The 6,060-nt window shown below is 77.3% G+C and carries 8 protein-coding genes; 7 read left to right on the top strand and 1 reads right to left on the bottom strand.

Features of this window, described 5'->3' with window-relative positions; all coding sequences use genetic code 11:
• Positions 1-269: acyl-CoA dehydrogenase family protein (locus tag ABD324_RS26950; RefSeq protein WP_344422981.1), on the top strand; the 269-nt coding region annotated here is incomplete at its 5' end.
• Between the two features lie 95 nt (positions 270-364).
• Here the strand turns inward: ABD324_RS26950 and ABD324_RS26945 are convergent.
• Positions 365-1,381 (bottom strand): enoyl-CoA hydratase/isomerase family protein, encoded by a 1,017-nt coding sequence (locus tag ABD324_RS26945; protein ID WP_344422978.1) that lies wholly within the window; start codon positions 1,379-1,381, stop codon positions 365-367.
• Between the two features lie 27 nt (positions 1,382-1,408).
• Between ABD324_RS26945 and ABD324_RS26940 the strand changes: the two genes are divergently transcribed.
• From ABD324_RS26940 to ABD324_RS26915, 6 genes are all read left to right on the top strand, one after another.
• Complete coding sequence (locus ABD324_RS26940; RefSeq protein ID WP_344422975.1) at positions 1,409-2,551, top strand: CoA transferase; 1,143 nt, start codon at positions 1,409-1,411, stop codon at positions 2,549-2,551.
• Positions 2,539-3,879 (top strand): amidohydrolase family protein, encoded by a 1,341-nt coding sequence (locus ABD324_RS26935; protein ID WP_344422972.1) that lies wholly within the window; start codon positions 2,539-2,541, stop codon positions 3,877-3,879. The genes ABD324_RS26940 and ABD324_RS26935 overlap by 13 nt, the downstream gene beginning before the upstream one ends.
• A 413-nt stretch (positions 3,880-4,292) precedes the next feature.
• On the top strand, positions 4,293-4,445 hold the full coding sequence (locus ABD324_RS26930) for a hypothetical protein (RefSeq protein WP_344422968.1): 153 nt from the start codon (positions 4,293-4,295) through the stop codon (positions 4,443-4,445).
• A complete protein-coding gene (locus tag ABD324_RS26925; RefSeq protein ID WP_344422965.1) occupies positions 4,438-4,833 on the top strand; it encodes a hypothetical protein in 396 nt (131 codons plus the stop codon). Before ABD324_RS26930 ends, ABD324_RS26925 begins: the two co-directional genes overlap by 8 nt.
• A gap of 245 nt (positions 4,834-5,078) precedes the next feature.
• A complete protein-coding gene (locus tag ABD324_RS26920; protein WP_344423213.1) occupies positions 5,079-5,816 on the top strand; it encodes a dienelactone hydrolase family protein in 738 nt (245 codons plus the stop codon).
• Between the two features lie 51 nt (positions 5,817-5,867).
• A partial coding sequence (locus ABD324_RS26915; RefSeq protein ID WP_344422962.1) for an SDR family NAD(P)-dependent oxidoreductase occupies positions 5,868-6,060 on the top strand: 193 nt, incomplete at its 3' end.

Genomic DNA, 6,060 nt, shown 5'->3' with positions numbered 1-6,060 from the left:
ACCTGCGGGGCTTCACCGGCGCGCGCGCCGCGATCGCGACCGCGAAGGCCCGGTGCGGCGAGGCGGCCGGGCAGGTCGCCCGGATCACCCACCAGGTCCACGGCGCCATCGGGTTCACCCGCGAGCACGACCTGCGGCTGCTCACCACCCGGCTGTGGGCCTGGCGGGACGAGGACGGCACCGAGAGCGAGTGGAACGCGGTGCTGGGCACACTCGCTCTCGACGCCGACGCCGACGGGCTGTGGGACCTGCTCGTCGGCCGTTCCTGATCACGAGCGCGTCCGCCGCGCTCCGGCTCCGAACGTCCTGCTGCGCGGACCGTCCCCGGCCACGTCGGGACGTGGGTGCGGGCGCCGTCCGCGGATCAGCGGGCGACGTCCGTGGTGACGGCGTCGACGAGGCCCCAGGCGCGGGCGGTGGCAGCGTCGAGGGGGTGCCCGGTGAGGGCGAGGTAGAGCGTGCGGTGGCGTCCGATCCGGCGGGGGACGGACACGGTGCCGCCGGCGCCGGGGATGAGACCCATCGCGATCTCGGGGAGCCGGATCACGGTGTCGGGGGCGGCGGTGAGGTGCCCGGCGAAGGCGGGGAGCTCGATCCCGGCGCCGACACAGGCGCCGTGCAGACGGACCGCGACCCGTTCGCGGAGGGCGTGGAGGGGCCGGGCGGCGCCGGCCCGGGTGCGGACGAGGTGCGCGGTGGCGAGGTCCGGGGTGGTGCCGAACTCGTCGAGGTCGCCGCCGGCGCAGAACGCCGGGCCCGCGCCGGTGAGCTCGACGCGCCGGACGCTCGGGTCGAGCAGGGCCACGTCGAGGGCGTCGACGAGGGCGTCGCGCAGCTGGCGTCCGTACGCGTTGCGGCGTTCGGGTCGGTTGAGCTCGAGGTGCAGGACCGGGCCGTCGCGGGTGACCCGGACGGGTTCGGCGACCTCCGGTGGGAGCGGGCGCGGGCCGCGGCGGTCGAGCCAGGCGGCGAACTCGGGGCCGCCGAGCAGGGTGGAGTAGGCGAAGGACTCCGCGTCGAGGGCCGCGGGCACGGCGAGCGTGCCGGACCAGCGCAGCAGGCTCGCCAGGACGGTGGCGGCGCGGGGTGCGTCGAGTGCGGCCCGGCCGAGGATGTCGAGGGTGGCGTGGGGGTTCTCGACGGTGACGGTGTCGGGGCCGGCGGCGGTCGGTACGAGGGTGAGGTCCAGGTCGGCGGCGAGGGGTTCCCAGCCGGGGTGGACCGGGCCGATCCCGACGAGGATCCGGTCGTGGTCCACGGGACCGACCGCGGTGACGGCCCCCCGCAGGTCGATGCCGACGAGTGGCTCGGTGAGCACGGTGCCCGGGCCGGCCGGCAGCTCCGGCAGGTCGGCCGGCGCGACGATCGGGACGGTGGTCATGGCGGTGTGCAGCCTATCCTGCGGTGCATGCAGGACAGGGATGCCGCGGCGGACTGGGCGGCGTCCGGTGTGGTGGCGCTGACCGGCCACGGCGGCGGTCCGGAGCTGGTGCCGCCGGGGCGGGCCGCGTCGGTCGCGGCGGAGCTGGGCGAGCTGTTCGATGTGGACGGTGCGGCGCTGCTGGGGGAGCGGGCCGCGTTCACCGGTCGTGGGCGCGCCGGTCGGACGTCGGTCGGTGGTGGATCCCGGTTGGTCGCCCTGTCGGTGGGGTGGGCGGCGGTGTCGTGTGTCCGCCCGGACGATGTCGCGCTGCTGGGCGCGCTGGTGGGGGAGCCGCTCCCGGAGCCCGATCCGTGGCCGCGGCTGACGGCGGCGGTGCGCGGGATGGGGCCGGACGAGTTCGACGAGCGCGCCGTGATGCTGGGGATCGCGGCGGGGGCGGTCCGGACATCCCCGGTCGCCGCGCCGGCCCCGCTCGGCCCGGCCGGCGACGTCGAGGGGCGGCTGGTGGTGTCGTTCGGGGCGTTGTGGGCGGCGCCGTTGTGTGCGCAGCTGCTGGGTGCGCGGGGGGCGCGGGTGGTGACGGTGGAGACCCCGCAGCGGCCGGACGGTGCCCGTCGGGGCGATCCGGCCTTCTACGACCTGCTGCACGCCGGTGACCGTGCGGTGCAGCTCGACCCGGTCGCGGACCGGGATGCGGTGCGCGCGTTGGTGCGTGCGGCGGACGTGGTCATCGAGGCGTCGCGGCCGCGGGCGTTGCGGGGGTTCGGCCTCGATGCCGCCGCCGAGGTGGCGCGGGGGGCGACCTGGATCTCGATCACCGCGGCCGGGCGGGCGTCCGACCGGGTCGGCTTCGGTGACGACGTCGCCGCCTCGGCCGGTCTGGTCGCGCGCGACGGCGAGGGCCTGCCGGTGTTCGTGGGCGATGCGATCGCCGACCCGCTCACCGGCCTGACCGCCGCGGCGCTCGCCCTGACCGCTCCCGGCCGGCTGCACGACGTGTCGATGACCGGCGTCGTCGCCGCGACCCTCGACGGCACCCCCGGCGGCCCGGCCACCGGCCTGACCCCCGCGCGTCCCCGGGCGCGGCCGGTACCCGGCCCCGCGCCCCGCAGCGGTGCCGACACCTCCGCGGTCCTCGCCGAGCTGGGGATCTCGTGGCGCTGCTGATCCGGGACGCGGAGATCGACGGCCGGCGCCGGGACGTGCTGGTCCGCGACGGCCGCATCGCCGCGGGCCCACCCGACCGCCCGTGCGAGGTGCTCGACGCCGCCGGCGGTGCGCTGCTGCCGGGCCTGACCGACCACCATCTGCACCTGCACGCCCTGGCCGCCGCCCGGCTCTCGGTCGACGCCGGCCGGTCCCGCGACGACCTGGCCGCCGCACTCGGGCGCGCGACGCCGGACGGGAGCGGCTGGATCAGGGCCGTGGGCAGCAGCGACGACCGGCTCGACGCCCGGGGCCTCGACCTGCTGCGGCCCGACGCCCCGGTCCGGGTCCAGCACCGCAGCGGGGCGATGTGGGTGCTGAACACCGCGGCACTGTCGGCGCTCGCGGCGCTCGGCGGGCTGGACCATCCCGGCGTCGAGCGGGGTCCCGGCGGGGTGCCCACCGGGCGGATCCTGCGTGCCGACGACTGGCTGCGGGCCCGGCTCCCCGCCGGGGGCCTCCCCGATCTCACCGCGGTCGGCCACGAGCTCGCGGGTCACGGGATCACCGCGGTCACCGACGCGACCCCGGACCTCGCCCCGGAGGCCGCGGTGGCGCTCACCGCGGTGCCCCAGCGGCTCACGCTGCTCGGGGTCCCGCTCGGGTCGGCTCCTCCGCCCGGCGCGACCGCGGGTCCGTACAAAATCGTGCTGGCCGACTCGGGACTTCCCGGTCTCGACGAGCTCACCGACCGGATCAGGGCCGCACACGCCGTCGGGCGCCCGGTCGCGGTCCACTCGGTGACGGTCGAGTCGCTGGTCCTGCTGCTCGCCGCCCTGGACGACGCGGGACGGCAGCAGGGTGACCGCATCGAGCACGCTGCGCTCGTCCCCCGCGAGCTCCTCGAACGGTTGGCCGGGCTCGCGGTGGTGACCCAGCCCGGGTTCCTCACGGACCGGGGTGACCGCTACCGCCGCGAGGTGCCCGCCGCCGAGCACCCCGACCTCTATCGGTGCCGGAGCCTGCGCGACAACGGGATCGCCGTGGCCCTGTCCTCCGACGCCCCCTACGGGCCGGTCGACCCCTGGGCCGTGCTGCGCGCGGCGACCACCCGCCTGACCCCGGACGGCGCCCCGCTGGGCCCGGACGAGGCACTGACCCCGACCACCGCGCTGGGCGCCCTGCTCGCCCCGACCCCCGGCGCCGCGCCCCGGGCCCTGCGCCCCGGCACACCCGCGGACCTGGTCCTGCTCCACACCCCGCTCGCCGAGGCACTGCGCGCCCCCGACCACGGTCTCGTCCGCACGACCTTCGTCGCCGGCGTGCCGATCTCGGGTGACGTCGTGTGAGCTTCCGTCCGGGGCGGGCCCGGCCGGTCGCGGCTGTCCGGACCTTTCGTCCGTGCGGCCCAACGCCGTCCCGAGGGGCGGAAGCCGGGCGTCGCCGTCGTTGACACCCGTTCGGGTCGCCGGGTTCAGTGGGGCGGCTCGTCCGGAGCGGCCGGGAGATCCGGCTCGTCGCGCCGCAGCACCCCTCACCGGCAGGGTGCTCCTGCCGGTGGCCCGAGGGGAGACGACCATGTCCGGCCCGACTCCGCCCGTGGGCGCGCGACCGCGCGCCGGGCTGTGGTCGAGGCGGCGGCACGTCGACCTCTGCCGAACCGGGACGTCCCGCTGTCGGTGACGGGACCCGTCCCCGATGGCCGTGGCCGCGCGCACACCGCCGGCCCGTGCCGATCCGTTCCGACGATCTTGGAGCCAGCGTGTCCACGTCACCGGCCGTTCCCGGAAGCCCGAACGCCGGGGAGCGCCCCGCCGCCCTGCCCCGCCTCGCCGACGACGTCCCCCGGGCGGTCGCGGCCATCGGACGGGACGTCGCGGACCGGGACGCGACGAGCGGCCGCGACGATGGGTGAGCTGCGCCGGAGGTGGCGGGAGCACCTGCACCGGCTCCGGGCGGCGGAGGCGGCCGACGAACGTGCCGACCTCGCACTCGTCCGCGAGGTCCTCGCCGCCGCGGCGGCCGACGCGCGCGACCTGCCCGTGGCGGTCCGGGTCCTCGAGGCCGCCGCGGTGCTCGCCCCGGGCCGGGGGCTGCTCGCCCAGCGGGCCGTCGAGCAGCTGTGGCACGTGCTGTTCGCCGGCAACGGCGAGCCGGTGCGCTGGCACCTGCAGCCCGGCGTGCACGCACTGCACCTCGACGACCTGGCCGGCTGGGAGGACTCCGCGCCCCTGCCGGACGTGGCGGCCGCCCTGGAGCGGGCCGCCGTGCTGGCGGACGCCCAGATCGCGGACGCGACGTGAGGGCGCCGATCTCAGGACCGCCCCGGTCGTGGTGGCGGCGCCGGGTGCGATCCGGCCGAGCCGGGCGGAAACCGGTTGGCGGGCCATAGCCGCCCGGCTAGGGTTTCCCGGCCGTGCGAGACCGAAGGAGGTGGTACCCGTGAACGCTGTATCCACGTGGGTGCTCCCCTCCGGGATCACGGCCGGGCGATAGGTCGTCCGGGAGCGCCGCTCACCTCCCGAAGGGCACGACCGTGCGACTCCCCCTGCGATTCACCCCCGATCAGCGCCTCGACGACGGCGTCCTCGAACGCGCCTTCACCCTGGGCGACATCCCCGGCATCCTCTGGACGCCCGACCCCGCCACGAGCGGACCGGCTCCGCTGATCCTGCTCGGCCACCCCGGTGGGCTGGCGCGGATGTACCCCCGCCTGGCCGCCCGGGCCCGGCACGCGGTGGCCGACGGCTACGCGGCCGCGACCCTCGAGCTGCCCGGGAGCGGGGAACGACCCCGCTCGGCCGTCGCCGAGCAGGCCCGCGCCGACCTGCGCCGGGCGCTGGCGGCGGGGGAGAAGGTCGACGACGGGATCGTCGACCGGCTCGTCCTCCCGCTGGTCGAGGCTGCTGTCCCGGAATGGCGCGCCGCCCTCGACGCCCTCCTGGCGTTGCCCGGGATCGGTGGCCCGGTCGGGTTCGCGGGCGGGGTGATCTCCATCGGCGTCCGGCTGGCGGTCGTCGAGCCCCGCATCGCCGCCGCCGTCCTGTTCGCCGGGAGCTACGTGCCCCGCAGCATCGTCGAGGAGGCTCGGCAGGTCGGCATCCCGTTGCTGGTCCTGCTCCAGTGGGACGACGAGGGGAACGACCGGCAGACGGCCCTGGACCTGTTCGACGCCTTCGGCACCACGGAGAAGACGCTGCACGCCAACATGGGTGGGCACACCGGCGTCCCCGGGTTCGAGGGCGACGACGGGAACCGCTTCTTCGCCCGGCACCTGAGGCACTGACAGCCGGCCGGTTACGGTGGCCCGACCGTCGACCGCCCCCGGAGGGCCTCCATGACCTCGCTTCCCGTCGAGCGCGCGGGCGTCCTGGTGACCGGCGGGTCGCGCGGCATCGGGCGCGCCGTGGCCAGGGCCTTCGCCGCGGAGGGCCACCGGGTCGCAGTCCATTTCGGCAGCCGCGGCGACGACGCCGAGACGACGCGGCGCGGGCTCGCCGGGACCGGTCACGTCACCGTCGGCGGGGACC

This window comes from Pseudonocardia ailaonensis (assembly GCF_039531635.1).
GTDB lineage: Bacteria > Actinomycetota > Actinomycetes > Mycobacteriales > Pseudonocardiaceae > Pseudonocardia > Pseudonocardia ailaonensis.
This window is presented reverse-complemented; position numbering and strand designations above follow the sequence as displayed.